At 64.5% G+C, this 26837-nt stretch carries 29 protein-coding genes and 1 pseudogene; 3 read left to right on the forward strand and 27 right to left on the reverse strand.

Features of this window, described 5'->3' with window-relative positions:
• The first annotated feature begins 93 nt into the window (after positions 1-93).
• Positions 94-1788: an AmpG family muropeptide MFS transporter gene (locus tag NL2_RS09785; RefSeq protein ID WP_068074196.1), complete on the forward strand. Its 1695-nt coding sequence runs from the start codon at positions 94-96 to the stop codon at positions 1786-1788.
• Here NL2_RS09785 and NL2_RS09790 read toward each other — a convergent pair.
• The 23 genes and pseudogenes from NL2_RS09790 to NL2_RS09895 form a co-directional block, all read right to left on the reverse strand.
• On the reverse strand, positions 1785-3092 hold the full coding sequence (locus NL2_RS09790) for a bifunctional folylpolyglutamate synthase/dihydrofolate synthase (protein WP_068074198.1): 1308 nt from the start codon (positions 3090-3092) through the stop codon (positions 1785-1787). The genes NL2_RS09785 and NL2_RS09790 overlap by 4 nt on opposite strands.
• Before the next feature lie 138 nt (positions 3093-3230).
• The gene (gene accD, locus NL2_RS09795) at positions 3231-4082 is read right to left on the reverse strand and encodes an acetyl-CoA carboxylase, carboxyltransferase subunit beta (protein ID WP_068074200.1); all 852 of its coding nucleotides are present in this window, start codon (positions 4080-4082) and stop codon (positions 3231-3233) included.
• Positions 4079-4882, reverse strand: coding sequence for a tryptophan synthase subunit alpha (gene trpA, locus NL2_RS09800; protein ID WP_068074204.1), 804 nt, complete (start codon positions 4880-4882; stop codon positions 4079-4081). The genes accD and trpA overlap by 4 nt, the downstream gene beginning before the upstream one ends.
• Positions 4879-6126 (reverse strand): tryptophan synthase subunit beta, encoded by a 1248-nt coding sequence (gene trpB / locus NL2_RS09805; RefSeq protein WP_068074206.1) that lies wholly within the window; start codon positions 6124-6126, stop codon positions 4879-4881. Before trpB ends, trpA begins: the two co-directional genes overlap by 4 nt.
• Positions 6127-6291: 165 nt before the next feature.
• Positions 6292-6936: a phosphoribosylanthranilate isomerase gene (locus NL2_RS09810; protein WP_068074208.1), complete on the reverse strand. Its 645-nt coding sequence runs from the start codon at positions 6934-6936 to the stop codon at positions 6292-6294.
• A gap of 94 nt (positions 6937-7030) precedes the next feature.
• Positions 7031-7717, reverse strand: coding sequence for an orotidine-5'-phosphate decarboxylase (gene pyrF, locus NL2_RS09815; protein WP_068074210.1), 687 nt, complete (start codon positions 7715-7717; stop codon positions 7031-7033).
• Positions 7714-8025, reverse strand: a complete 312-nt coding sequence (locus tag NL2_RS09820; protein WP_068074212.1) for a LapA family protein — start codon at positions 8023-8025, stop codon at positions 7714-7716. The genes pyrF and NL2_RS09820 overlap by 4 nt, the downstream gene beginning before the upstream one ends.
• Before the next feature lie 70 nt (positions 8026-8095).
• On the reverse strand, positions 8096-9424 hold the full coding sequence (gene purB, locus NL2_RS09825; RefSeq protein WP_068074214.1) for an adenylosuccinate lyase: 1329 nt from the start codon (positions 9422-9424) through the stop codon (positions 8096-8098).
• A 369-nt stretch (positions 9425-9793) separates the two neighbouring features.
• Positions 9794-10411 carry a hypothetical protein gene (locus NL2_RS09830; protein WP_068074219.1) on the reverse strand — a complete coding sequence of 206 codons (618 nt, stop codon included), beginning with the start codon at positions 10409-10411 and terminating at the stop codon, positions 9794-9796.
• A gap of 139 nt (positions 10412-10550) precedes the next feature.
• The gene (locus tag NL2_RS09835) at positions 10551-10793 is read right to left on the reverse strand and encodes a hypothetical protein (protein ID WP_068074221.1); all 243 of its coding nucleotides are present in this window, start codon (positions 10791-10793) and stop codon (positions 10551-10553) included.
• Between the two features lie 153 nt (positions 10794-10946).
• Positions 10947-11147 carry a hypothetical protein gene (locus tag NL2_RS09840; RefSeq protein WP_068074224.1) on the reverse strand — a complete coding sequence of 67 codons (201 nt, stop codon included), beginning with the start codon at positions 11145-11147 and terminating at the stop codon, positions 10947-10949.
• Entirely contained in the window at positions 11144-12463 is a 1320-nt protein-coding gene (locus NL2_RS09845) for an MFS transporter (protein WP_245647642.1), read from the reverse strand. Before NL2_RS09845 ends, NL2_RS09840 begins: the two co-directional genes overlap by 4 nt.
• Positions 12464-12604: 141 nt before the next feature.
• On the reverse strand, positions 12605-13966 hold the full coding sequence (locus NL2_RS09850; RefSeq protein ID WP_169799502.1) for a S8 family serine peptidase: 1362 nt from the start codon (positions 13964-13966) through the stop codon (positions 12605-12607).
• A 201-nt stretch (positions 13967-14167) separates the two neighbouring features.
• Positions 14168-14506, reverse strand: coding sequence for a hypothetical protein (locus tag NL2_RS09855; protein ID WP_068074226.1), 339 nt, complete (start codon positions 14504-14506; stop codon positions 14168-14170).
• Positions 14507-14584: 78 nt separating this feature from the next.
• Positions 14585-14749, reverse strand: a pseudogene (locus NL2_RS20745) (JAB domain-containing protein); the annotation flags it as partial.
• A 103-nt stretch (positions 14750-14852) separates the two neighbouring features.
• Positions 14853-15140: a helix-turn-helix transcriptional regulator gene (locus NL2_RS09860; RefSeq protein WP_245647643.1), complete on the reverse strand. Its 288-nt coding sequence runs from the start codon at positions 15138-15140 to the stop codon at positions 14853-14855.
• A 193-nt stretch (positions 15141-15333) separates the two neighbouring features.
• The gene (locus NL2_RS09865) at positions 15334-15996 is read right to left on the reverse strand and encodes a TetR/AcrR family transcriptional regulator (protein WP_068074227.1); all 663 of its coding nucleotides are present in this window, start codon (positions 15994-15996) and stop codon (positions 15334-15336) included.
• A gap of 161 nt (positions 15997-16157) precedes the next feature.
• Positions 16158-16547, reverse strand: a complete 390-nt coding sequence (gene sdhC / locus NL2_RS09870; protein ID WP_084356011.1) for a succinate dehydrogenase, cytochrome b556 subunit — start codon at positions 16545-16547, stop codon at positions 16158-16160.
• Between the two features lie 58 nt (positions 16548-16605).
• A complete protein-coding gene (locus tag NL2_RS09875; RefSeq protein ID WP_245647644.1) occupies positions 16606-18051 on the reverse strand; it encodes an efflux transporter outer membrane subunit in 1446 nt (481 codons plus the stop codon).
• Between the two features lie 3 nt (positions 18052-18054).
• Positions 18055-19068 carry a TetR/AcrR family transcriptional regulator C-terminal domain-containing protein gene (locus tag NL2_RS09880; protein ID WP_068074230.1) on the reverse strand — a complete coding sequence of 338 codons (1014 nt, stop codon included), beginning with the start codon at positions 19066-19068 and terminating at the stop codon, positions 18055-18057.
• Positions 19068-19700, reverse strand: a complete 633-nt coding sequence (locus tag NL2_RS09885) for a TetR/AcrR family transcriptional regulator C-terminal domain-containing protein (RefSeq protein ID WP_068074233.1) — start codon at positions 19698-19700, stop codon at positions 19068-19070. The genes NL2_RS09880 and NL2_RS09885 overlap by 1 nt, the downstream gene beginning before the upstream one ends.
• A 1-nt stretch (position 19701) precedes the next feature.
• Positions 19702-21306, reverse strand: coding sequence for a DHA2 family efflux MFS transporter permease subunit (locus NL2_RS09890; protein WP_068074236.1), 1605 nt, complete (start codon positions 21304-21306; stop codon positions 19702-19704).
• Positions 21303-22334 carry an HlyD family secretion protein gene (locus NL2_RS09895; RefSeq protein ID WP_084356012.1) on the reverse strand — a complete coding sequence of 344 codons (1032 nt, stop codon included), beginning with the start codon at positions 22332-22334 and terminating at the stop codon, positions 21303-21305. Before NL2_RS09895 ends, NL2_RS09890 begins: the two co-directional genes overlap by 4 nt.
• Before the next feature lie 92 nt (positions 22335-22426).
• Here NL2_RS09895 and NL2_RS09900 point away from each other — a divergent pair, with 92 nt between their 5' ends.
• On the forward strand, positions 22427-23047 hold the full coding sequence (locus NL2_RS09900; protein ID WP_068074239.1) for a TetR/AcrR family transcriptional regulator: 621 nt from the start codon (positions 22427-22429) through the stop codon (positions 23045-23047).
• Here the strand turns inward: NL2_RS09900 and NL2_RS21165 are convergent.
• Positions 23036-23230, reverse strand: coding sequence for a hypothetical protein (locus NL2_RS21165; protein WP_157083127.1), 195 nt, complete (start codon positions 23228-23230; stop codon positions 23036-23038). The genes NL2_RS09900 and NL2_RS21165 overlap by 12 nt on opposite strands.
• 83 nt (positions 23231-23313) lie before the next feature.
• A complete protein-coding gene (locus NL2_RS09910; RefSeq protein WP_068074243.1) occupies positions 23314-23685 on the reverse strand; it encodes an SPW repeat protein in 372 nt (123 codons plus the stop codon).
• Positions 23686-23897: 212 nt separating this feature from the next.
• On the opposite strand from NL2_RS09910, the gene NL2_RS09915 reads away from it, so the two are divergent.
• Positions 23898-24515 carry a TetR/AcrR family transcriptional regulator gene (locus NL2_RS09915; protein ID WP_068074244.1) on the forward strand — a complete coding sequence of 206 codons (618 nt, stop codon included), beginning with the start codon at positions 23898-23900 and terminating at the stop codon, positions 24513-24515.
• Between the two features lie 34 nt (positions 24516-24549).
• Here NL2_RS09915 and NL2_RS09920 read toward each other — a convergent pair whose 3' ends face one another.
• Positions 24550-25194 carry a DUF3159 domain-containing protein gene (locus tag NL2_RS09920; RefSeq protein WP_068074245.1) on the reverse strand — a complete coding sequence of 215 codons (645 nt, stop codon included), beginning with the start codon at positions 25192-25194 and terminating at the stop codon, positions 24550-24552.
• Entirely contained in the window at positions 25184-26716 is a 1533-nt protein-coding gene (locus tag NL2_RS09925) for a multicopper oxidase family protein (RefSeq protein WP_084356013.1), read from the reverse strand. Before NL2_RS09925 ends, NL2_RS09920 begins: the two co-directional genes overlap by 11 nt.
• Positions 26717-26837 lie beyond the last annotated feature (121 nt).

Below are 26837 nucleotides of genomic sequence, written 5' to 3' on the forward strand. Positions count from 1 at the left end.
TAGGGGCTGTTCACGCCCCATTTCCCCGCTAGTCTCACGCCAAAATGCGGTGCCCCCAAACGGCGCCGATGCAGGAAAGAAGGGTCACGCTCCATGGCATCAGCCGCCGCCGAACCGGCACCGCGCCCCAAGGGGTTCCGGTTGCTGAAGATCGCGCTGCAATCGCGCAAGTCGGCGACGATGCTGGGCTTCGGGTTCTCATCAGGCCTGCCTTACGCGCTGCTGATCGGCACGCTGAACGCGTGGCTGGGCGAAAAGAAGATCGATCTGGCCACGATCGGCGTGCTGTCGTGGATCGGCCTCAGCTATTCGTTCAAGTTCCTGTGGTCGCCGCTGGTCGACCGCGCGCGGCTGCCGCTGCTGGACAAACTGGGTCGCCGCAAGAGCTGGATCCTGGCGTGCCAGGCGGTGCTGGTGCTGGGCTTCGCCGGGCTCGCCGCGACCGATCCGGCGACGAATATCGGCACGTTCGCGCTGTTCGCGTTCCTCGCCGCGTTGGCGTCCGCGACGCAGGACGTGGCGGTCGACGCGTGGCGGATCGATGTCGCCGATGCCGATACCCCGGTGGAACTGCTCTCTGCGATCTACCAGTTCGGCTACCGCATTGCGTCGATCGTCGGCGGAGCGCTGGCGCTGGTATTGGCGGCGCGGATGGACTGGGGGCTGGTCTACCTGCTGATGGGCGGGCTGATCGTGCTGATGGGGCTGGTGACGCTGCGCGCGCCCGATACCCCGCGACCCGAGAAAGGCCTGCTGTATGACGCGCTGGCGCAGCCGGGTGCCTTGTCGCCCGGTGCGCGGATGGTCGCGCTGGCCATCGTCGGGGTCAGCTGGGCTTGGGCGATCGCCTCGATCATCGGGTTCATGGTGTCGATGCTCGCGCCGGCCGTACCCGGCCAGCCACATCCTTCGGTGGCCGATTTCCTGAAGGGCCACGGCCCGTGGATCATCTTCGCGACGGTGGCGGTGCCGCTGATCGTCGCGGCCACGACCAACTGGATGATGGCGCGCGGGCGCGGCGTGATGACCGCGCCGGACGACCACGTCTCGCCGCTGCGCACCGCTGCCAACCATCTGTATGTCGCGTTGGTCTCCCCGCTCGCCGAACTGTCCGCCCGGCTCGGCTGGGGCGTGCTGGTGGTGATCGGCATGATCCTGACCTACACGCTGTGCTACAACATCTGGTCGAGCTTCGCCTTCCCGTTCTACCTCGATTTCCTGCACTACACCAAGGACGAGGTGGCGTTCGCGTCCAAGCTGTTCGGCATTTTCATGACGATCCTGGGCATCAGTCTGGGCGGCTACCTGTTCGCCCGGCTGGGCCGGATGCCCACGATCCTGATCGGCGCGATCCTGCCGATGCTGGGCAATTTCGTTTATGCCGACCTCGCCGAAGGGGCGGTGCACATCGATGCGGTGGGCAGCGCGATCGGGCTGAAAGCACTGTTCGCCGCGTTCGGGTTCGATGAACGGATGGTGCGGCTGCTGCTGGCGATTAGCTTCGAGAACGTGTCCACGGGCATCGCGGGTGCCGCGTTCGTGGCGTATCTTTCGGGCATCGTCAGCAAGAACTACACCGCCGTGCAATACGCGCTGCTGTCGTCGCTCACATTCCTGATCGGCTCGCTGGGCCGGGGTATCGCGGGCGAGGCGTTCGACACGTTCGGCTATGCCACGGTATTCCGCTGGACCGCGGCGGCAGGGCTGGTGGCGGTGGTGTTCGTGCTGATGGAATGGCTGCGCAGCAGTCGCGTGGATGCCCGCGCCCGCGCCGCAACCGCGCCCTAATCGGGCAGTTCGCCATTGAGCCGCAGCACTTCGCCGGCAAGATACAGGGAGCCGGCGACCAGCACTTCGCCGCCCGGCGGCAGGGTGCGCAAGGCAGACGGCACGGTGGCGGATGCGCGCGGACCCACCGACGCGTGCGGCACGAACGCCTCGATGCCATGTGACGCGTGGCCTGCGATCGGCACCACGGTCACGCTGGCAAGGCGCCCAGCCAGCGGTGCGACTATGGCGGACGGGTCCTTGTTGGGGAGCATTCCGATGATGAGGTGAACGTCATTCCTGGCCGCGAAAAACTGTGCGATCGCTGCGCCCGCATCGGGGTTGTGCCCGCCGTCGAGCCACACGGGGCGGCCTTGTGCCAGCGCGGTCAGCGGACCTTCGCCAAGCCGCTGCAACCGCGCCGGCCAGCGCGCGGCGACGATCCCGGCGGTCATCGCTTCGGGCGAAACCGCGATCGCCTGCTGGTGTCGCAACATCGCCACCGCCAGCGCGGCGTTGTCGGCCTGGTGCTTGCCGGGCAGCGAGGGCAGCGGCAGGTCGAGCGCGCCCGCCGCGTCGCGATAGGCAATCGTTTCGCCAGCGTCGGCCCACCAGTCGCGACCGCGAGCGATGACCGTCGCGCCGATCTGCCGGGCGGTCGCATCGACGGCTTCGCTCGCTACCTGCGGATACGCCATCGTCACCAGCGGCACGCCGGGCTTCGCGATCGACGCCTTTTCGAACGCGATCCGCGCCAGCGGTTTGGTGGGCACGCCGTCTTCGGGCGAGAGCAGGAACGCTTCGTGGTCCAGCCCCAGCGTGGCGATGCCGCACACCGCCGGGTCATCGATCACATTGGTCGCGTCTAGCCGTCCGCCAAGCCCGGTCTCGATGATGCAGGCATCAGCCGGAATCCGGGCGAATGCGAGGAACGTCGCCGCCGCCGTCACCTCGAAGAAGCTGGGGGAGAGGTCCTTGGCGGCGTTGAGCACTTCCTTCAACAGCGCCGCCAGCAGCGCATCCTCGATCAGCCGCCCGGCGATGCGGATACGCTCGTTGTAGCGCACCAGATGCGGCTTGGTCGCGGCGTGGACGGTGAGCCCCTGCGCCTCCAGCATCGCGCGCAAGTACGCACAGGTCGAGCCTTTGCCGTTGGTCCCAGCGACATGGAACACCGGCGGCAGGAACCGATGCGGGTTGTCGAGCCGGTTCAGCAGCGTGCGGATCGTGTCGAGGCTCAGCCGCCCTTGCGGCAGCGACAGCGCGGCGAGCCGGTTGAGCTGGCCCTGTACGGCCGGATTGTCGGAAATGGCGAAGTCGCGCAAATTACCCCTCCGTCAGTTCCTCCCGGAACTGCCACCTCCCCATCGCAAGTCGATGGAGAGGAACTTGAATGTTGCGACCCTCACCATGGACTGGCGATGGGGAGGTGGCTGGCGCGAAGCGTCAGACGGAGGGGCCAATCAGGCCGCCTTGGCCGCCGTCAGGTAATCGATCAGCCGGGCCAGTGTGGCTTTGAGTTCATGCCGGTGCACCACCATATCGACCATGCCGTGATCGTGTAGGTACTCGGCGCGCTGGAACCCTTCGGGCAGCTTTTCGCGGATGGTGTCCTGGATCACGCGTTGCCCGGCAAAGCCGATCAGCGCGCCGGGCTCGGCAATCTGCACGTCGCCCAGCATGGCATAGCTGGCGGTGACGCCGCCCGTGGTCGGATCGGTCAGCACGACGATATAGGGCTGTCCCGCGCGGCGCAGGCGGCTGATCGCGACGGTGGTGCGCGGCATCTGCATCAGGCTGAGAATGCCCTCCTGCATCCGTGCGCCGCCCGCCGCCGTGACGGCGACGTAAGGGCACTTCTCCTTGATCGCCCGCTCGATCCCGGCGACGAAGGCGCTGCCCACGGCCATGCCCATCGATCCGCCCATGAACGCGAATTCCTGGACGCCGACCACGGCCTTGTGCCCGCCGACTTTGCCCAGACCGTTGGTCAGCGCATCGGCATGCGGATTGGCGGCGCGCGCGGCTTTCAGCCGGTCGGGGTACTTCTTGCTGTCGCGGAACCTGAGCGGGTCTTCCTTGACCTTGGGCGCCGCCAGCACCTCGTACCCGCCATCATCGAACAGCTGGGCCAACCGCGCGTCGGCGCCGATCCGGCCATGGTGTTCGCAGCGCGGGCAGACCGACAGGTTCTCCTCGTACTCGCGCGTGAACAGCATCTCGCTGCACCCCGGGCACTTGATCCACAAGTTGTCGGGCGTCTCGCGCTTGGGCGCGAACGGCAGCGCGTTGCGGACGCGGTTGATCCAGCTCATGCGGTCACCTCGCGGGCATGATGGACGGCAGCGGAAAGCGCGGCGGTCAGTTCGCGCACTGGACCGGCGGCCTTGGCGCCGTGCTTGGCGACCAGATCGACGAACGCGGAACCCACGACCACGCCATCGGCCACCCGCGCGATGGCGCGCGCCTGATCGGGCGTGCGCACGCCGAAGCCGACCACGACTGGAATGTCGGTCGCCGCCTTGAGCCGCGCAACCGCGCTTTCGATCGAACCGAGCTGTGCCTGCTGCTTGCCGGTGATGCCCGCGACCGAAACGTAGTAGAGAAAGCCCGACGAGCCTTCGAGGATGGTCGGCAGCCGCGCGGCGTCGCTGGTTGGCGTGGCCAGCCGGATCGGCGAGATACCGTGCGCGCGCAAGTTGGGGCCGAGCGCGTCGTCCTCCTCGGGCGGAATGTCGACGCAGATCACCCCGTCGACCCCGGCAGCGGCAGCCTGTTCGGCAAACCATTCCGGCCCGCGCCGCACCATCGGGTTGGCGTAGCCCATCAGCACCAGCGGCACGTCGGGGTGCCGTTCGCGAAAGCCCTTGGCGATCGCGAGAATGTCCTTCGTTTTCGTACCTGCGGCGAGTGAGCGCAAATTGCCTGCCTGGATCGCCGGGCCATCGGCCATCGGATCGGTGAACGGCATGCCCAGCTCGATCACGTCCGCGCCGCCGGCAACCAGCGCATCGAGGATCGCGGGCGTGGCGGCCGGTGTGGGATCACCCGCCGTGACGAAGCACACGAGCGCGGGGTGGCCCTTGGCGAAAGCGGCGGAGAGACGTGCGCTCATATCTTCGCCCCCAGATGCTCGGCTACGGTGAAGATGTCCTTGTCGCCGCGACCGCACAAGTTCGCGAGGATGATCGAGTCGCGCGGCAGGGTCGGCGCCAGCTTGGCCACGGCGGCGATGGCGTGGCTGGGTTCCAGCGCGGGGATGATGCCCTCGGTGCGGCACAGCAGCTGGAACGCGTCGAGCGCTTCCTTGTCGGTGGCCGAGGTGTAATCGACCCGGCCGACATCGCGCAGCCACGCGTGTTCCGGCCCGATGCCCGGATAATCGAGGCCCGCGCTGATCGAGTGCGCTTCGGTGATCTGGCCGTCATCGTCCTGCAACAGGTACGTCTTGTTGCCGTGGAGTACGCCCGGCGCGCCTCCGGCGAGGCTGGCGGCATGTTCCTTGTCGAGGCCATGGCCCGCCGCTTCCACGCCGAGCATCTTCACGCCGGGATCGTCGAGGAACGGGTGGAACAGCCCGATCGCGTTCGATCCGCCACCGATCGCGGCCACCAGCACATCGGGCAGGCGTCCGGTGCGGCTCAGCATCTGCGCGCGCGCTTCCTTGCCGATCACGCTCTGGAAATCGCGGACGAGTTCGGGATACGGGTGCGGCCCGGCGGCGGTGCCGATGATGTAGAACGTGTCGTCGACATGCGCGACCCAGTCGCGCAGCGCCTCGTTCATCGCGTCCTTGAGCGTGGCCGCGCCGCTGGTGACCGGCACCACTTCGGCGCCCAGCAGCTTCATCCGGAACACGTTGGGCTGCTGGCGGACCACGTCGGTCTGCCCCATGTAGATCACGCAGGGCAGGCCGAACCGCGCGCACACCGTGGCGGTGGCGACACCATGCTGGCCCGCGCCGGTCTCGGCGATGATCCGCGTCTTGCCCATGCGCATCGCGAGCAGGATCTGCCCGACGCAGTTGTTGATCTTGTGCGCGCCGGTGTGGTTCAGCTCATCGCGCTTGAACCAGACTTGCGCGCCGTGTCCTTCGGGTGCGCTCTTGCGCAGTTCATCGGTCAGCCGTTCGGCATAGTACAGCGGGCTGGGGCGGCCGACGTAGTGTTCGAGCAGGTCGTTGAACTGTTCGGTGAACGCCGGATCGGCCTTGGCGCGGTTGTATTCGCGCTCAAGCTCAAGGATCAGCGGCATCAGCGTTTCCGCCACGTAACGTCCGCCGAACTGGCCGAAATGGCCGCGTTCATCGGGCTGCGTGCGAAAGCTGTTGGGCGCGGCTGTGATGGTGGTGGCAGTCATGCCCGGCGCTTGGCAGACGGGGTGCGGATTGTCCAGATTCGCGCGCGTCGCGGCGCATCGTGTTCAGGCGGCGTTTATCCGCGAGCCGTAAAGACCGCCACGCAACGTCGTGAGGGCGGCTTCTTTCGGGAGGCCGCCTTCTAGCGTTTTGGGCGAGCCGATTCGTCAGGCGCTGCGCGCGGCCTTGCAGAATGCGGCGATCAGCGCGGCGTCCTTCACCCCTGGCGCGCTTTCCACACCGGACGAGACATCGACCAGCGGCGCACCGGTCAACCGAACCGCGTCGGCGACGTTCGTTGGGCCAAGCCCTCCCGCCAGCCCCCACGGCAGGCCGATCCGCAGCCCCGCCAACAGCGTCCAGTCGAAAACCAGTCCCATTCCGCCGGGCAGGTCCGCGCCCGCAGGCGCCTTGGCGTCGAACAGCACCAGATCGGCGGCACCGGCATAGGCCTGAGCGCGCGCCACATCGGCCGAGCCGGCAACGGGCACCGCCTTCCACACCGGCAAGCCGAACCGCGCGCGCAGTTCGCCCGCGCGATCGGGGGATTCGGTGCCGTGGAGCTGGAGGATGTCGAGCCGTCCGGCGGTGATGGCGTCGGCGATCTTGCCATCGCTCGCATCGACAAACAGACCCACCGCGCTGACCCGGCCAGCGTTGCGCTCGGCCAAAGCGGCGGCATCGGGAGACGTCACGTTGCGGGGAGAGCGCGCGAAGAACACAAACCCCACATGGTCGGCGCGCGCGGCAATGGCTGCGTCCAGAGCGGCCGGGGCGTTGATACCGCAGATCTTGATGGCGGGTTGGGACATGGGCACTCCCATAGCGCAGGCGGGCGCGGGAGAAAGGGGGATGTGCGGCGAGCTGGGTCGAAAGCCGAGCCCGGGCGCCCGCGTTACGCCCCGGTCAAAGCGTCGCTTCGATTGCGCGCGCGGCGGCGACCGGGTCTTCCGCGCGTGCGATCGGCCGGCCGATCACCAGCACGCTGGCGCCGGCATGGCGCGCCTCGCGCGGGGTGACGGTGCGCTTCTGGTCGCCCGCTGCCCTGTTGGCCGGGCCATCGACCGGGCGCAGGCCGGGCACGACGAAGAACCCGTTCTTCCACTGGCGATGCACCGCCGCGACTTCGTGGCCCGAGCAGACGATGCCGTCGAGCCCGGCTTCCTCGGCCAGCGCGGCCAGCCGCAGCACCTGGTCATGCGCGCTGCCGCCCACGCCGGTGCGCGCCAGATCGCTTTCATCGAGGCTGGTCAGCACGGTAACGCCCACGACCTTGCAGTGTTCGCCGGCCGCCGCCTTGGCATCTTCCATCATCGCGCGCCCGCCGGCGGCATGGACCGTGACGATCGCCGGTTCGAGCACGTGGATCGCCTGCATCGCGGCGGCGACGGTGTTGGGAATGTCGTGCAGTTTGAGGTCGAGGAAGATCGGCAGGCCGATCTTGGCCAGTTCGTGCACGCCGTGGTGGCCGTGGGCGCAGAAGAATTCGAGCCCCAGCTTGATCCCGCCGACATGGCTGCGCACTTTCTGGGCCATCGCCACCGCGGCATCGAGGCGCGGCATGTCGAGCGCGAGATAGATCGGGTTGGTCACGCTGCCGGATTGCCCGGCGTCGCCGCGTCGAACTGTGTCGTCGTGCCCAGCGGCGGGGCGGGGGTGCGTGACAGCAGCGAGTTTTCCAGGCTCATGATCCGCCGTCCCAGCCGCCAGCGGGTGGTGCGGTAAAGCAGCCAGCTGGGCAGCAGGCCCAGTCCGAACGCGCCGATCACCAGCGCGGGCAGCTTGGTTTCCAGCACCAGCCCCTGCCAGATGTGCACCGTCACCGGTTGCCAGTTGGCCAGCGTGAACGCCGCCAGCACGACGGCCACCAGCACCCAGACAATCGTGCGCACAACTTGCATTCGGTCTCTCCGTGGCTTCCCGTCGCGATGCTAGGGCGTCTTGGCGCGCTTGGCCAGTGTCGCCCCGTTTCTACTTCCCGAACACCCGGGCAAAGATCGTGTCGACTTGCGCCAGGTGGTAATCGAGGTTGAAGCTCGCCTCCAGATCGGCGGCGGCGATCTTGCCGGTCACTTCGGGATCGGCCTTCAGCAGATCGAGCAGCGACAGCGCGCCGTCCGATTGCCACACTTTCATCGCGTTGCGCTGGACGATGGCATAGGCATCCTCGCGGCTGACCCCGGCTTGCGTCAGCGCCAGCAGCACGCGCTGCGAGTGGACCAGCCCGCCCATCCGGTCGAGGTTCTTCTGCATCCGTTCGGGGTAAACCAGCAGCTTGTCGATCACGCCGGTCAGTCGGCCCAGCGCGAAATCGAGCGTGATCGTCGCATCGGGGCCGATGAAGCGCTCTACCGACGAGTGCGAGATGTCGCGCTCGTGCCACAGCGCCACGTTTTCCAGCGCCGGCACCACCGCCGAACGCACCATCCGCGCCAGCCCGGTAAGGTTCTCGGTCAGGATCGGGTTGCGCTTGTGCGGCATCGCCGACGAGCCTTTCTGACCCGGCGAGAAATACTCTTCCGCCTCCAGCACTTCGGTGCGCTGCAGGTGGCGCACTTCGACCGCCAGCCGTTCGATCGATCCGGCTATGACGCCCAGCGTGGCGAAAAACATCGCGTGGCGATCGCGCGGGATGACCTGGGTGGAGACCGGCTCCACCGCCAGCCCCAGCTTGGCCGCGACATGCGCCTCCACCGCCGGGTCGATATTGGCGAAGGTGCCCACAGCGCCCGAAATCGCGCAAGTCGAGATTTCCTCGCGCGCCGCGATCATCCGCGCCCGGCAGCGCGAAAACTCGGCGTAGGCTTGCGCCAGCTTCAATCCGAACGTGGTCGGCTCGGCGTGGATGCCATGGCTGCGGCCGATCGTGGGGGTGTACTTGAACTCCATCGCCCGGCGCTCGATCGCCGCCAGCAACGCGTCGAGATCGGCAATCAGCAGGTCGCTCGCCTGCCGCAGCTGGACCGACAGCGTGGTGTCGAGCACGTCGGAGCTGGTCATGCCCTGGTGCATGAACCGCGCCAGGTCGCCGCCGGAATGTTCGCCCACCCGGTCCGCCACCCAGGTCAGGAATGCGATGACATCGTGCTTGGTCACCGCCTCGATCGCGTCGATCGCGGGCACGTCGATTACCGGCGCTGTGGCCCACCAGTCCCACAGCGCCTTGCCTGCAGCAGCAGGGACGACGCCGAGTTCGCCCAGCTTGTCGGTGGCGTGGGCCTCGATCTCGAACCAGATGCTGTAGCGCGCTTCGGCTTCCCAGATCGCGGTCATCGCGGGGCGGGAATAGCGGGGGACCATGGTTCGACTCCGGGCAAGAACGTGGTGGACGGTTGCGGTGGCCGCTAGGGGCGGGGCGGCGCGAAGGCAAGGGCGGCGGGCCGTTTTGGGGCTGGTTTGGCGCCTTCGTCCTTCGGCCGGGTTTTCTAACTTCTCTAACATTGCCCGAGTGCGTGCCGAATGGTTTGCGCGAGCGAGTCGCCTCGGTCAGCGCGATTGCCGATGCAAATCAGGGGGTTGCGACAATGTCAAAGAGCGCACGGAGTCTAGGCGCGGACGCGGCGTGTAGGACAGGGGAAACTTCGGATGACGACACGACACGTCACCGCCCCCGACTGGGGCGAGGTAGGTCGTGCCCCGGTTTGGCAGCGTCAGTATTGTGCTCCCGGCTTACCGAACCCGGGGGGCTTCCTTGACCTTGCCGACCTTCACGGCGTCCTTGCCGGAACTGCCACCGCCCGTACCGCTACCGCCCGTACCGCTACTTGCAGTTGTGCCTGCCGATGACGCGCTGGCGCTACTGGCCCCTACGCCGATCTCGCTGCTGCCCAATGAATTTGTGCCACTTGTCCCGCCTGATCCGGTGTCGGTGGAGTTGTGCTGCCCGCTGTCGATCCCGCCCGAGCCGATCTCGCTGCCGTGCGACGAACCCGTTTCGCTGGTCCCACCCGAACCGGCATCGCTGCTGGGCGTTGAACCTGTGTCGCTAGACCCGTGCTGGCCGCTGTCGACGCCACCCGATCCAGTGTCGCTCTCTCGGGGCGTGCCGTTGTCGATGGGCTGTTTGCCCGAACCCGGATCCGGGTTGTCGTGCGATCCGACTTCCCCAGTTCCGGGCGTGCCGGAATCGGTGCCGCCATTGCCCGGCTCGACAGTGTCGTGACCACGTCCATCCTGCTGATGCGCGTCTCCGCCCGATTTGGCGAAGGCCGACGTGGCCAGCGAGGTCGAGAGCAGCACCGTCATCGCCGGCGGCATCACGACCGCGAACTTTCCGCAGGCTTCCATGAACGCCCTGCGATCCGCGTCCCCGATTGTAAGTTCTCTGTTGGCCGGTTTCATGGCGACGCCTTCTCTATCTTGCTCTGTCGGCTTGGGATTTGAAGGCAACTTTCGATCCTGAACCCGCCTCCGCAATGGCGCCGCGTCAACCCGGCAGGCGCCGTTCCTTCGGCTTGTGATGCCGATCGCGCTTGTCGTGTCCGCCGGTGAAGTGCTGGCCGTTGGATGACTTCGCAATCGCCGGCGATGCCAGCGACGTCGATAACAGCACGGTCATCGCCGGCGGCACCAAGACGGCGAGCTTGCCGCACGATTCCAGAAACGTCCGCCGGTCTTCGCCGCCCGGTGAAATTCCGGAATTTGCAATATCGGTGTGTTCGGGGTCCACGATCAGTCCTTTCGCAACAGTCTGCGATCACTTGACATCAACGTGTTCCGACATTCAACCACCGAGCCGTAATTTCCGGATGTATATAATTGAAATTCAAATAGATTATCGATTTTGGATTATGTCATTGGGCCGCCCTGCATTCAACTTAAGTTAGACGACTGCCCGGCAGCGGCGTTCCTTGGCGAAGGTGGCATCGAGCCTGATCTTCAATTCTGCAAGCGTGTCGGCGCAGAGCTGTTTCAAGCCTGCGGCATCGAAGGGAAAGATCGGTGTCGCGAAGGGCTTGAGCCCAACAAAATACAGGTCGCAAGAATCCCGATTGACCCCGGCATCAGTATCGCCAGCCTTCACGCCGCAACCGCCCTGCTGACGACACCACCGCGCACTTGCCGCCGCAGCACCAGCAGCAGCACCGCCAGCGGCAGGCACATGACGAACAGCAGGGCCAGGCCGGCGTGGAACGTCCCGGTTGCGTCCCTGGCCACGCCCCAGGCGAACGGGGTCACGAACGCGCCGATCTGGCTCATGGTGTTGATCGCCGCCGCGCCGACCGCGAGTTCGCTGATCGACAGGAGGCTGGCCCAGCCCGACGAGGTCAGCATCGGGATCGCAAAGCACGAGCCGGCGAACGCGAGGTAGGCAATGGCGACGACCAGCGGCGTGGTCGACAGGTCGATCACCGCGAACGCCACCGCCATCACCACCGCGAACCAGAACGCGTTGAGCCAGCGGTCGCCGTGCTTGTCGGCATGGTCGCCCGCGATCAGCATGGTGGCCGCGCCGACGATGCCGCCGGCGGTCACCAGGTAGCCGACGTGCTTGAGGTCGAGCCCGGTCGCGCCGGTCAGGATCATCGGCGCCGAGAGGATGAAGGTGGTGATCGCGCCGATCAGCAGGAAGCCGATCGTGCCCGTCAGCAGCACGCGCGGATTGCGGAATGCGGCGAGCGCGTTGTGGTGCGATGGCGGCGCCATGCCGGCCTGCTCGCGCGCCAGTTCGCCCAGGATCCAGTCTTTCTCGGGCGGGGTGAGCCATGTTGCGGTGGCCGGGGCATCGGGCAGGAAGCGCAGCACGACCAGCCCGATCAGCACGTTGGGCAGGCCTTGCGCCACGAACAGCCACTGCCATCCGCGCAAGTGCGCCAGCCCGTCGAGCCCGAGCAGCCAGCTCGACACGCCGCCCATCACCACCGAGGCGAGCGGGCTGGCGACATAGAACCGGCTGACCGCGCGGCCGCGATGGCAGGGCGGGAACCACGATGAGAAGTAGTAGATCACGCCGGGATAGAACCCGGCTTCGGCCACACCCAGCAGGAAGCGCAACGCGTAGAACTGCCCCGGCGTGTGGACGAACATCATCGCGGCCGACAGCAGGCCCCAGGTGATCATGATCCGTGCGATCCACTTGCGCGCGCCGAAGCGTACCAGCAGCAGGTTCGACGGAATTTCGAACAAGGCATAGCCGAGGAAGAACAGCCCGCCGCCCAGGCCATAGATGGTTGCGTCGAACTTGAGGTCGGCATTCATCTGGGTGGCGGCGAAGCTGACGTTGACCCGGTCCATGTAGGCGAACAGGTACGCCACCATGATCAGCGGCAGGATCCGCCAGAACGCCTTGCGCATGGCGGATGTGGCGAATGCGGGTGATGCACTGCTGCGCGTAGCCAAAGCTGTTCCCCCGATGGAGCGGAACTATGCCCCGTCAGCCCGGGCAAAGGGTACGCGAATCAGGCAAATCCTCAACCGCCGATTCAGGATGACCGAGTGCGGTAGACGGGGACACGAACCACCGTGCCCCCGTCGGGTCCGTCAATGTCCGCCGATGGGATCGGGATTGCCGTCGGGATCGCCAATCGCGGTGCCGACCTGCCGGGGCGCGCCGAGCAGCAGGATGCCGGCCATGTGCGGCGTGGACATCGATGTGCCCGATATGGTGTTGTAGCCGTTGGCCAGCCACGTCGACAGCACCAGCACGCCCGGCTCGGCATAATCGACCGGCGGGTTGCCGAAGTTGGAGAACGAGGCGAACTTGTCCGCCGCGTCCACCGCCGAAACGGTGTAGATGTTCTGGCCGTTGACGCGCGCGGGCGAGTGCAGGGTGGCGCTTTGCGTTTCATTGCCGGCGGCCAGCGCGAATTTCACGCCCGTGGCGGCGGCATTGATCACCGCCTGATCGAGCGCGGTATCGATCGGTCCGCCCAGGCTCATGTTCGCCACGTCGCCAGGGTGACCGTTGGCGGCAACATAGTCGATGCCCGCGATCACGTCAGAGGTGGAACCACTGCCCTTGCGATTAAGCACGCGCACCGCCACCAATGTCGCGCCGGGCGCCACGCCCACCACGCCGATGCCGTTCTTCTTGGCGCCGATCGTGCCCGAAACGTGCGTGCCGTGGCCGTTGAGATCGTTGGGCGAGGTTTCGCCGGTCACGAAGTTGCGGCTGCGCACGGTATCGACGTTGAGATCGGGGTGGGTCAGGAAGATGCCGGTGTCGATCACCCAGGCGGTGCCGGTGACCGTGACCTGCACGCCGCCGCCCACACGGGTGATGCCCGCCGGGATGGTTTCGGGCGGCTGGGTGCCGCCGCCACCGCCGCCGCCCTTGCCACCGTCAGTCGGCTTGGGCGTGGGTGTCGGGGTGGGGGTTGGCGTGGGCGTGGGCGTGGGCGTGGGGGTTGGCGTGGGGGTGGGTGTCGGCGTGGGTTTGGTATCCAGCGGGCCGATCGGGTCGTCGATGAAGCTGATCACCCGGTCCTCCTCGCAATACGAGATGGACGCGTTGTGCGCGCGCATCGCATCGACGCGCTGCTTCGAGGCGTTGACCGCAAAGCCCTTGAGCGCGGTGTCGTAATAATGGCGCACCGCGCCGCCATCGGTGCGCGCGATGCGGTCTGCCTCGCCATGGATCGCGTCGCGCTGCACCGCGCCGGTGCGGAACACGCAGATAAAGCTGCCGGGGATGACGTCGCCGGGGTTCAACGTCGAGATGTCGGCGGCAGCGGGGGTGGGGTTCAGCGCGGACGGGGCCGCACTGCTGCCGGCCGAGCTGGCCGCTGGCAGCTTCACCATGCTGGCGCCGATGCCTTCGACAAGTCCGCTGCCGACGCCCGCGTAAGCCAGCGCTGCCATTGCGACGACACTAACCGAAACAGCAAGTCCGATCCGCTTCATGATCCCGATCCTTTTCGTTGCCAGGCGCAGCGCCGTGGCCGAACGTGTGGGATGGTCCTGTCGTCTTGCCCCTCGCAATCACCCCGAAGGGTTAGAAGCGGACGTGTTTCGCGACTATTTCGAGAGTCGGCCGGGCGCCACGGCACCGGCCGATCCGCTCGGTTTCGGGGTTTTTTGAGCGATGTCAGCCGCTTCGCGCGGTTACTTGCCGTCGAGCGCCAGCTTCGCGCCTTGCCATGTCCCCAGCGCCAGCATCGCCAGCCCGATCGTGCCCAGAACGGCGTCGTCGTGCCTGACCGTGTGCAGGTGCAGGACGTGAACGGTCGCCACGCCCAGCGCGATGGCGCCCAGCACGGCGATCAGCGCGAACAACAGGGTGCCCTGCAGGTTGGTGGCGGCGCGATAGTAGATGTGCCGCCGCGATCGCCCTGCGTAGCGCCACCAGCGCCCTGTCGGGTGTGTCGGCTGGTCCGGCGCGCGCTGGAGGATGCCGGAGACGGTCGTCTGGGGCGGCTCCGGTTCGGGTGGTTCAGCGGCCATGGCGTCGATCTCCTTACAGCACCGTACCGCCACCCTTGCGCACTGCACCGGCCCTGCACACTGCGCCGCGCGCGCGGGTCAAATCAGCCCCTTGGAGCGCAGGCTGACATGCCCTTCGCGGCCGATGATGATGTGATCGTGGACGATGATGCCCAGAAGGCGCCCGGCTTCGGCGATCTTGTTGGTGATCTGGATGTCGGCGCGGCTCGGCTGAGGGGAGCCGGACGGGTGGTTGTGCACCATGCCTTCCAGAATTCTAAGCCATTGATATAAAAGCGTTAAATGGAAATATGGCAGGGACTGGTGCCGGCGACTGGGGGCGGTTGATCATGCCCGAACGTGACCATCACGCCTGATCACCCCTAGGCTCGCGGTGCCCCTTGGATGCACGGCACTGCACCTTATTCTTTTCATCCCACGCATCAAGCTCGTCGAGGGGGTAGAGCACGGCCTTGCCAACTTTGACGAAGGACGGGCCGAGACGCATCGCGCGCCAATTTCTAAGAGTCCCAACCGAAACACCGCCTCGGTAGCGTTCAGCCACCTCGTCAGGCGTAAGGAATCTGCTGTCTGGCACTACCGCCTCCTTCGGCAGAACGACCAAAGCCGTGCCGCCAAGTCTTGAGTTGATCATCGCGGCTGTCCGTCAAGCATCGCTTCCGGCTATGTTTGAGCGCCCAGGACCGGTGCCTCACGCGTCCGCACGGACATACATGCTGCGCCATTCACCGCCGCGAAAGACGCTCCAGGCGGGTGTCGGAGAAACGGATACTGTAGAGGCCACATAGGCGGGGTGGCCGCGCTGTCTTTCGTCGATGGCGCTAGGTTTATTCCTTAGCTGAAAGGCGCCCGCTCATTCGCCCAGGGCAGCCGTAGGCGCGCAAAAACACATCGACGGCCAATCTCGCATCGGCGCGGATTTCGTGGGCTTCTACGTTCTTGCTCAGTCCGAATGCAGCGCGGCGAAAGCAATTTCCATGGCAGATGGAAGTTAGGACCTGGGCGGCCTCCAAGGCATCGCCTGAGCGTAGATTGCCGCTCCTCATATGCGTCTCGAGGATCGTAGCTAGCAGGTCATGAAGGCGTGCTGGTGCGTTGCGGAAGAAGATCTGGGCCACCTCTGGGAATCGTACGGTTTCGGCGGCAACCACGTGGCGGAGCGCCAACGCGCGTTGGGACACGACGCTCTCGATAAACTGCCGACAGAACCTGAGTAGGGTCTCCTCAAGGATGTCACTCTGCTCGAGCCCTACGGTCAGCTCACGCTGCAATTCCATTGATGCAGCACTGACAACATGTCTGAAGAGTTCTTCTTTCGAAGAAAAGTAGGTCCAGAGCGTCGCCTTCGACCCCCCGAGGCGCTCGGCGATTTGAGACATGGACGTGCCGGAAAATCCATTCTGCAGGAACTGCTCCTGCGCCGTCTGAATGATCTTTTTACGTCGTTCAAGCCGTCGTGACTCTCTGCGACCGGCCTCTCGTCTGCTCATGGCGGCTCAGCCGACGATCCAAAAAATCGTGCTGAACGCTGCGCAGACTATCGCCACCCCAAATACAAGCAGGAGGGTAGCTCCGATACTGTTGCGCGGTGAAATCAAAACTAGGAGCTCCGCCCACTTTTGGTTCTGGCGAGAGTTCATTCGAAAGCCTCCTACTTCAGTGTTAGGACCGTCCAAAATGCGAGGGTCAGGACGGCGGAAATCGCGAACGTCGCCAAGGCGCCTCGCTGAGCGGTCTTAAGCTCGAAGCCGGCGCCGATATCCATGATTAGGTGGCGGATGCCCGACGCGAGATGCTGGAAGAAGCACCAACTCAAGCCGAACAGGATGCACGTGCCGAGCCAACTGGAGGCGAAGCCGGCGAACTGTTCGTAGGTACGCGGCCCCTCGGCGAGCGACCACAGCCACCAGACCAGCATAGGCGCTCCCATGAACGACATCGCGCACGCCGAGATGCGATGCATGATCGACGTCATCATCGCCGCGGGAGGACGGTAAATTGAGGCATGTGGTGATAACGGACGTTGCTTCTTCTCGGGCATGCTTCCTCCGTATTTCGCAAGCCGCGGCACCTAGTTTGAACGGCGGCATCGACCGGGCTTAGGACGTGAGCGTAGCCTCCACATTCTCCCAGCCGCCTCCGAGGGCCTTATAGAGAGCCGCAAGCTGCTGGAGCTGTGCGGCCTTGGCCTGGAGAGCGAGACGGTCGGCGGCGCTATAAGCGGACTGCGCTTGCAACAGCACCGTCAGGTCGTCCTCGCCGGCGGAATAGCGGGTACGAGCGAGCTGGAGCGCCTCACGCGCGTCTTCGCGAGCCTGGTTACGCTCGCTGGTGGTGCGTTCGGCCGACGCGAAGCGATTGATCGCCGTTTCGCTATCAGACAGCGCATTCAGGACAGCGCGTTCGTAGCGGATCGCTGCGGCGTCTGAGCGGGCGTCGGCAGCGCGAATCTGAGCGCGAATGCGACCCGCCGAGAATATTGGCCAACGAAGCGAGGGACCTACCTGGAAGCGCAGGCTGTCGCTGGCGAACAAATCCCCCGGAGTTCTGGCTTGTTGTCCGATTGCTCCGATAAGAGAGAAACGCGGAAAGAGTTCGGCCGTGGCGACGCCGACATCGGCGGTGGCGGCCGCGATCTCGCGTTCGGCCTGCCGGACGTCAGGCCTTCTGCGCAGGAGATCCGAGCGCAAGCCTACCGAGAAATCGAGGTCGCTTGTCGGCAAGGCAGTCGGGGCGGAGAGCTGCTCGTATCGAGCTTCTGGGGGCTCCCCGACCAGAACTGCGAGGCGGAAGGCGGCCGCGGTGGCGTCCGCCTCCAGACCCGGGATGGCACCCGCCGTTGTCCGCGCCTGGGCCTGAGCGCGTGTGAGATCGAAACGCGAGGCCGCACCGACGCGTAAGCGGTCCGCGACGATCTGGGCAATGCTAAATTGAGCGTCGGCGTCCTCGCGCACGCTCGCCCGGAGGGCCTGCGCGGTGCGAAGGTCTATATAGGAGCGAACGACTTCACCAATGACCTGAAGGATGACGCCACGCCGCGCTTCTTCGGCCGCCTCGACGCGAGCGTTGGCACTCTCCACGGCGCGCCGCGTGCCTCCCCACAGATCGATCTCCCAGGAGGCGTCGAAGCCGATGTCGTAGATGGAGAACTCCGGTTCGAGCGCCGGGATCTTACCTACCGGCAACTGCCCATTGGAGCTGAGACGATTCTCTGTGGCCACCCCCGCCGCCCCGACTTGGGGGAATTGGCGGCCGAGAACGGCGTCCCGGTTGGCGCGGGCCTCGCGCAGGCGCGCTGCGGCCTCGTCGAGGTCCTTGTTGTTGGCAATCGCCGCGTCGACCAATTCGATCAGAATGGGATCGTTGAGCTTGCGCCACCACGCGGCGTCCACTTCGGCCGTGTTGACCGGCGAAATCCAGGCCTCGCGAACGGGTACGGCTGGCGCCTCGAAGTCGGGCCCAACAACACAGGCGCTTAACAGCAGGCACGGGATGGCCAGCCCAAGCGGCAGGCAACGACTGCTAATGCTGGGAAGTCTTTGCACTGGCTATTGTCCTTCATTGACGGGCGCCGTCGCCCGGCCAGCGGTCATGCCGTCTAGGAACAGCTTCACCGCAGTGCGCGCGCGGAGGTCTATTTCGGAGGGCGTGGGCACATCACCGATTTGCAGGATCGCCTGCAGGTGAATGTCGCCGTGGAGCATGGCAAGGAACTGCCTTGCTCCGGCATCGCAATCGGAAAGCTCGATATGGCCGTCGCGAACAGCCTGCTCGAGAATCTTGGAGAGAACCGCGATCGCACGCTTGGGGCCGTGTTCGGCATAAATCCGCGTGGCCGCTGGATATCGCTCGGCCTCGAGAACGGCGGTGTAGCAGACCTCGAGAAGCGACGGCGTCATCATCGCCTCAAGTAGATTGCGGCCGATGATGGTCAAAAGCTCACGGAATGGCAGGGAGAGCTGATCGGCGCTGACCGCGAGGGCGCTGTCGGAATGCTGGCTCACCACCTTGGTGAACTGCTCGACCAGAAGGGTCTCGACACTTTCGCGGCTGGTGTCCTTCTCTCGCAGCAATTGAAGGTACAGCCCGTGCGGCGTCCAGGTGAAGCTCCGTCGGCCGAGAACGAAGGCCGTAAGGACGGCGCAGTTTGACCAGCCTCGGACCTGGCTGGCGTGGCCAGGCACGGCTTCACGCACTCTCAGGATGTCCCCCGTGCCGCCCCAGCGCAGGAACTTGACCGCATCGGCCGGCGGCAGGACCGTGACCATCATGCGCGACCACCAAGGCTCAACGAGAATCCAGCTTCCGGTGTTCGTCGGTCGCATCGCAAACACGTGCTTGTGCTTGCTGAACACGAAGCGGTGCCACCATTGCGCTTGCAGTCCGGGGACGAAGCAGATGATCCATTCGACCGGGTCGAGCGTGACGAGAGAGCCGTTCTCGTCAGCGCTGTTGGCAAGGTCCGCCGGAACGGCGGACACGACTTTTTGGTCGACGCCGGGGCTGTTCCTGCGACGGAGCCAAGCGGCGCGGATCTGAGGGGTGTCGTCGCGGTCGAACATCACGCCTGCCCGCGCGCGCAGCCGTTCAGAACCAGATCGATGCTCGCGGCGACGGGCTCTGCGGCGTCGGCTGCTGTGGTTGAGCCTGCGGGATGCAGCATAAGCGCCTTGTATAGGGGTTCTCGAAGCATCCCCATGAGCTGTTCGGCCGCGAGGTGCGCGTCGGATACCGACAAGACGCCTAGGCCATGCGCTCGCGAGAAAAACTTCCGAAGTTCGAGGGCAACCGAAGCTGGGCCCGCGTCGTAAACCCGTTTGCGCAAATCGGGGCTGCGCGCGCCTTCCGCCATCATCAGCCGCACCAGCGCGATGATGGAGCTTGAATATTCCCGCCACGCCAAGGTGCCGAATTCGGTCAGCACACGCCGCACCAAGTCCAGGTCGGCGATCCGTTGAGCCCCGGTCAGGGGCGTGATGAGGTAGGCGGCTTTGCGCTCCGCGATCGCGACGAGAAGGTCATCGATGCAGCCGAAGGCGGAGAGAATTTCGTCGTGCGAATAGCCTTCGCGTTCGAGGACAGGATCGAGACCAAGCAGCGTGCCGTGTGGATCTTCGAGGCTCAGGGTAAGCGTCTGCAGCATCGCGTCGCGATGCTCAGGACCGTTGGCGGAGTTGGTGGGGTTGCCGATCATGCTAGACGCCTTCCTCTGCTGAGAGCTGCGCACGACGCGCCTTTCCCGCGCGCGAGAGAGCGATCTTGATCGCGATGAGCACCGGCGCGGCGATCACGAAGAGCAGGGCTACTGCATTGAAGGCCGTGTTGAAGGCGATGACGGTGGACTGTCCACCGACGGCCCGCCCTAGAAGCAGCGAAGCGGCCTGGTTTGCTCCGGCGGCATCCATGCCCCGTCCGATCAGCATCGCAGTCGTGGTCGCGAGGCGCTCGGCAACGGCGGGGGTGCCTGCGCTGATGGAGGCTCCCAAGACCGCCTGATTGCCGACTACCTGATGATCGATGAGCGTCTGCAGGGTCGCGACGCCTATCAACCCGCCCAGTTGGCGGCCGACGTTAAATAGTCCGATACCGGACGCAACGAGATGCTTTGGCAGGCCGCCGAATGCGATGAGGGTGATCGACAGAAACAGGAACCCCAACCCGAGGCCCCGCAAGAGGATCGCGGGCATCATGTCATCGGAGCCGCTCTGGCTGGTCGACCATGACAGCATCCACATCGCGACCATGATCAGGAGAATACCAAGGGGGACGGTGGCAATCGGTGGAATCTTGCGCGCCTGCATCAGGAGCGCTGCGAGAAGAAGCGCCCCAACGAAAAGTCCGCCGCTTGGAAGAAGGAGTTGCCCTGCGTCGGTCGGCGTGAAGGCCAGAACGGAAACTGCGAAAGCGGGTATCAGAAAGGCGCTTCCAAAGAGTGCGGCCCCTGCGACAAAGCTGACAACGAAAGCAAAAGCGAAGTCGTCGGTCTTGAATGCGCCGAACTGGAGCAGGGTTTGCTGACGCGTCGTGATTTGGCGCACGACAAAAGCACCGAACGCGGCGACGGCTCCGATCGTCAGCCAGACGATGCGTGGCTCATCGAACCAGTTCCAGCGGCTTCCTTGGCTGCAGATGTAGGTCACGCAGCCGAGGCTCGTCGCGAAGAAGGCAAAGCCGATCCAGTCGAATGGGCCGGTCTGCGATACTTCGTCCGGTCCCGCATCCGACATGAGGAGAAGGCCGACGGCCCCTATCGCAATCGGAGCGTTCCCGAAGAAAATCCATGTCCAGGATTGATTGTCGAGCAACCAGCCCTGCAGTGCCGGAGCAATCGTCGCCGGCGCAACCACGGACCCCATTGCGAAAAGCGCCTGGACAATGGGCTGCTGTTCTCGAGGGTAGGAAAAAAATAGCAGCGTTTGGCCGGCGACGAGCAGGACGCCGCCTGCGAAGCCTTGAACGACGCGAAGGGTCGTGAGCGCTCCGAGATCGACAGTGACAGCCGCGAGCGCACAGGCCGCGCCCATGATGACGGTAGCCCAGAGGATCAGCTTTCGCGGTCCGAAATAGGAGATCAGCCATGGTGCTGCGACAAAGCCCATCAGCTTGAGACCGGTATAGCCCATGTCGAGCCACGCGAACTCGTCGGGCGTGGCGTAGGTGTCACCGAGGATGTCGCCGCGTCCGAGCGAAAGAACTGTGCTCGCCACAGCTTCCGTGACCGATGCAAGGAGGACCGCAGCGATGAGGATGCCGCCGTGAGTCTGTACCGATTTGCGTTCAGAGGTCGTTATGGCAATCATGAGCCACTTCCGCGCTCGATCTCCACTCGCGCGGAGAGACCGGGGACGATCCTGCCCGGCAGTGGATTGTTCACCAGCCGGATCTTGACCGGCACTCGCTGGACGACACGGATGAAATTCCCGGTTGCGTTATCGGCGGGGAGCAGGCTGAAGGCCGAGCCGCTGCCCGGTGCGAAACTGTCCACAACGCCTTCAAAAGTACGATCCGGGTAGCCGTCGATCGAAATTCGAGCCCGCTGTCCTGGCCGGATGTTGGCGACTTGGGTCTCCTTGAAATTCGCGACGAGCCAAACGTCATTCACGGGAACGATGTCGAGAAGCGGCGCGCCCGGCGCGACGAGACGACCGACGCGGACCTGTCGATTGCCCACCACGCCTCCTACCGGTGCGCGCACGACAGTGCTCTCAAGGTCGAGCCTTGCAAGGTCGCGCGCAGCTTCGGCCTGCGCGACGGCGGCCACGGCGGCTTCGCGCTGGGTGCCGAGTACGGTGATCCGTTCCTGCTGAGCATCCACGGTTGCAGAGGCGGCGGCCACACCAGCTTCCGCGCGAGTGCGGGCCGCGTCGCTTTCATCGACCTGCGCTTGGCTGACCGCGCTCGACCGGATGAGTTCTCGACGGCGGTCGCTAGCCTTCGTGGCGAGATTTAGTTCAGCGAGTGCGGCTTGCCGCTGCGCCGTCGCTTGGCGGATCGTGGCACGTTGCAGCGTCGTGTCTGCGGCGGTGTTTGCGAGGCGAGCCTTGGCTGCCTCGACATTAGCATCTGCTTGCGCGAGGCGGGCCCGGTAGTCGCGATCGTCAATTCGAAACAGGACATCGCCCGCTCTGACGGTCTGATTGTCGGCGACCTCGACGCTCATCACATAGCCACCGACTTTTGGAGCGAGCGAGGTGATGTCGCCACGCACAAAGGCGTTGTCGGTAGAGGTTTCGCCACTCGACTTGGCCCAGGTCCATGCGACCGCACCGAGCACGATCGCGGTGAGGCACAGCACTACGCCGATAAGCTTCTTGTTGGGCCGCGCCATGCTCCGCCTCCGGTAATGGGTGTTACCATTGACCGGTACGGTAATGGACGTTACCAGTCAAGGGGATTTGACGAAATGAGGTGACGGACGCGATGGTTGCAGCGAAATTGGATCGGACCTTGGGGCGACGTGAAGCCCTGCTGGCAGCGGCTGCCGAAGTGTTCTTCGAGCAGGGCTACGCGGCAACCAGTATCGATGCGATCATCGAGCGCGTGGGCGGATCGAAGCGCAATATTTACAATGAGTTTGGAAGCAAGGAGGGCATGTTCACAGCGCTCGTCAGCAAATTTGCCGAGGAAGTCCTATCCTCTCTAGTCATCGATGAGATCATGGGACGGAATTTGCGCGAAACTCTGATCGCCTTTGGTGAACATCTAATGGGCGCCTATATGTCTCCGGCCCTGATTGGCGTGTATCGGACGGTGGTCGCGGAGGCCAATCGGTATCCCACGCTCGGAAAGACGTTCTATGAGAACGGGCCCGCGCGGGCGACCGGGCGACTTGCCGAGGTGCTAGAAGCGGCAAAGGCGCGTGGCGAAATTCATGCCGACGACTGCTTCCGAGCCGCGAGCCATTTTGTGGGGATGATCCGCGACAACCTCCACCTTCAGGTGGTTCTAGGGCTGCGGTCGCCCCCAGATGCGGAGGAGGCACGCATCGCCGTCCTTTCGGCCGTCGACGTCTTCCTAGGTGGAGTGGCATCACGCCGATAGCGCGAAATCGGATCCAGAGCTCGGTAAGCGCGGCTTTTCTTTATTCGTGCAGTGGGCCTGGCGAGCGCGATTGACGACCTCCCGAACATCTTCTGGTGTTACCCCGTCGCGCTGCATGACCAGCTGCACGATGGGATCGGCCAGAAGTTCGTCGAGCGTGAATTCCTTGTTTGCTTCTGCCATGGGGCCGCCCTACTTGTTCTACAGGCTGCAGCGCGAGGGGGGAGCCAAATTTGACTCTCCCCTCGGTAGCTCTTCTGGACAAGTTAGCGGCCGTGGGCTGGACGGTCGTGGGTGATGCCCTGCGACCGCCGCGCCGACATGAGTTGCACGGTCGCGATAGTGGCGACGCAGATGCCGATGAGAACATGCGTCCACATCGCCGTCTGGGCCGCGCCGAAGCCGAGCACGAACGGCGCGGCGATCGCCCAGCAGCCTAGTGCGATATTAGACCACTCCGCCCACGCGCCGTAACGTCCGAGGGCGACCGCCGAGCAGCAGACGACGAGCAGACCCACAATGCCGGCGTTCCACGCCGCTGCAGGTATGGCGCCGAACGCGAGTGCTGCGCAGGCGAGGCCGAGTCCGAGGAGCAGATTGGTCCACTCGAGCCCCTTGCTTGGTACTTCCGTTTTCATTTCCTATCTCCTTTGGTGCAGGTCCGGTAATGTACCGTACCATCTCTTAAACCTCGTAAGGCCGATAGGGTTCCGGAGGAATTTTGGCGGATTGAATGGAAGTTACCCGGTGCCTTCTCGGCACCTGACTGAAAGCTTCGGGCAAACGCAATGCGGGATACGGAACCGTACCGTCTCCTATAGATTCAACGAATAACAAAAGGAGATCAGATTTGTCGGAAAACGGTCACGATCGGCGAGCGGCACAGCGACGCGAGGAAATTCTAGCCATTGCTACCGAAGTCTTCTTCGCGAAGGGCTTCTCGAGGACGTCGATCGACGACGTGTTGGAGCGTATTGGTGGGTCTAAGCGCACGCTGTATAGGCACTTCCCAGGGAAGGAGGCGCTATTCACTGCCATTGTCACCACGTTCTCGGATCGGGCTTCCAATTTTGCACCCACCACGAGATCGGGCGAATTGCGACCCCTCCTTCTTGAGTTGGGAGAGCACTACCTCGAAAACCTCCTCTCAAAAGACGTTGTCGCAATGTTTCGAATGGCGGTCGCCGAGGCACCCCACTTCCCGGAAGTGACAAAGGTTGTCTACGAGAATGGGCCAAAGCGCGCTTGCGAGCTGCTGGCGAAGAAATTCTTGGAGTATAACGAGAGCGGCCAGGAGAAGATCGACGATCCCGCGGAAGCCGCGCAGGCCTTCCTGGCGACACTCAGAGGCGACTTGTTCTTCAGGGTACTCTTGACTGCATACAAGCCAACGCCGACCCAAGTTAAGAAAAGCGTCGCCGCCGCCGCCGATTACTTCTTGAAGACGCATGTGAGCAGCAGAATGTGATTGTCTGTCGCGCGGATTCGGGGCGAACCCAAGTCTAGCGACCAGCCTCCCTATGGGCGTTGGAGGGCGCCAGGAGCGCAGTCTCATGCCGCTGCGCATGGCGTTTGACCTCCTTGCGGGCGAAGACAAGCGTCACCGCGACCAGCGTTGCGAAAACAGGTCCCGTTGCCACGTGGATGGAAGCAAGAACGATGGTATTGTCGGCGACGTAGAATACCGCTTGTAGACCGAAATTGACGATGTTGATCGCGACTGCGGTCGCCGTGGTGAGAGCATACACTCGCAGCAATGGGCGTAATTCGTACCAGTTGCCGGGACCACCGACGACGCGGTTGAGCAGGACGCCCGTCAACGGCCTGCGAACTATCAGCGAGCCGATGCAGACCAGCATCGCCGCTACGGGAATGAGCGCCGGTGCGATGAAGAAATCCCGCGCATCGCCGGTAAAAGCTGCGACACCGGCGCAGGCGGTCGCGATTGCCAAGCCAATCAAGGCCTGTTTGAGCGGCTGCTTGCGGATGAGCCTGTAGAGAAAGATGACGACTGCGGACGCTGCGGCAGCGCCTAATGCCGGCCAGAGCGTGCATGCTGCGTTGACAGCGACGAAGACGACGGACGGAACGGCTGTCACGATAATGCCCACGACGCGGGACAGCGGAGATTTTTGCTCAGACGACATCGAAGCGCGCCATCATGTCATGATCCTCGTGTTCAAGATTGTGGCAGTGGAGGAGGTATCGGCCACGGTAGCCGTCGAAGCGCATGATGACCGTGACGGACTGGTCGAATTCGAGCGCGGCGGTGTCCTTCCATCCTCGTTCGTGCGGCAAGGGCGGCTTGCCATCCCGTTCGAGCACCTGGAAGTTGACCAGGTGCACATGGGGCGGATGGCACATCGTCGGGAAAATCGTTTTCTGACGGATGAACCGCCAGATTTCGATGTCACCGTACTTTGGCGCGGCATCAACCCGTTCCGGGTCGAAACGATTGCCGTTGATCGTCCAGTAGATCGGAGGAAACCGGAGAGCAAAGTAGGGCTTTGCTCCGAAGACAAACTCGCGCACGCGCACAGCATCTTCTGGCCGTAAACGTTCGATCCGGCTGAGCCTGGCCGGCACGGTGGCTTCATCACGGACGGAATCACCTACGACGTCGAACCGCATGACCTCACTAAGCGGTCCTTCGCCGCGCAGATTGCGCACAATAATGGTCTCGCCAGCTCGGCAAGTTGCAAAGTCGACCACGATCTCGACCCGTTCGGCCATCGCTAGGGGCAGGCGCGTCAACGTCACAGGCGCATCAAGCAGACCGCCATCAGTCGCGATCTGGACAAAGGGGCGGTCGCCTTCGAGCGCTAACTCAAGCGGCTCCGAATTGTCGGCGTTCAGGAGTCGAAAACGATATTTCCGTCGCTCGACAGCGAGGCGAGGCCACGGAGCCCCGTTGGCGAGCATCATGCCACCACCAGCGCCTAGATGACCGTGATGTTGATATTCCAACTCGCCGGTCCTGGTGAGACGGCGCGTGGCGATCATGATGGGAATGTCCTGAGCGCCGCGGGGCAGCGACAGGCCCGCTTCTTCTTCGTCCTCGAGGATGTAAAAGCCGAGGAGGCCCATATAGGTGTTGCGACCGGCGCCACCCATGCAGTGATCGTGATACCAAAGCGTGGCAGCTCGCTGGTCGTTAGGATAGATGTAGGTCCGCGTGTTTCCAATCGTCGCCTGAATCTTGGACAGGTCCGTTCCGGGTCCGCAGAGTGCGGCCAGATTGTCGAAATTCTTTGGAAGGATGACGTCCATGGGGAAGCCGTCCGACTCGGACGGGACCCGGCCGCCATGGAGATGCACGACCGTCAGCGTATCGAGATTGTTGGTGCAGCGGAGGATCGTCGGTGTGCCGCGTTTGGCCCGGATCGTCGGGCCGGGGAAGGTGCCGTTGTAAGTCCACGCCGTGGTCTCGACACCGGGTAGAATGCTGACCTTCGCTTCGCGCTGCTCGATTTCGTAGTGCGCGCCTGATGCGTCGACTTTTTTTGGCGCGAGAACCGGCGAAATCGGCAGGTCGCGCCTGAAGCGGATGTCCGGCGCCGCAGTTAGCTCGGTCGTGCTCACGCAGCCCCCGACCGTCGCCGCAACGCCGAGCGCGCCCATGGCCAGCGCTTCGCGGCGTGAAAGCATTGGTTCGGATGGTCGGGTCATAAAGGCGCCTCTATTCGGAGGGCGAAGCGCCTGAGTTGACGGACTTCGCTGCCTGCCGGTGTCGCAGGGCTAGCGCGAAGCTACGTAATCCGTCCAATCGATGATCAGTATACTTAGATAT

This window comes from Novosphingobium lentum NBRC 107847 (assembly GCF_001590965.1).
In the GTDB taxonomy this organism is placed as follows: Bacteria; Pseudomonadota; Alphaproteobacteria; order Sphingomonadales; family Sphingomonadaceae; genus Novosphingobium; species Novosphingobium lentum.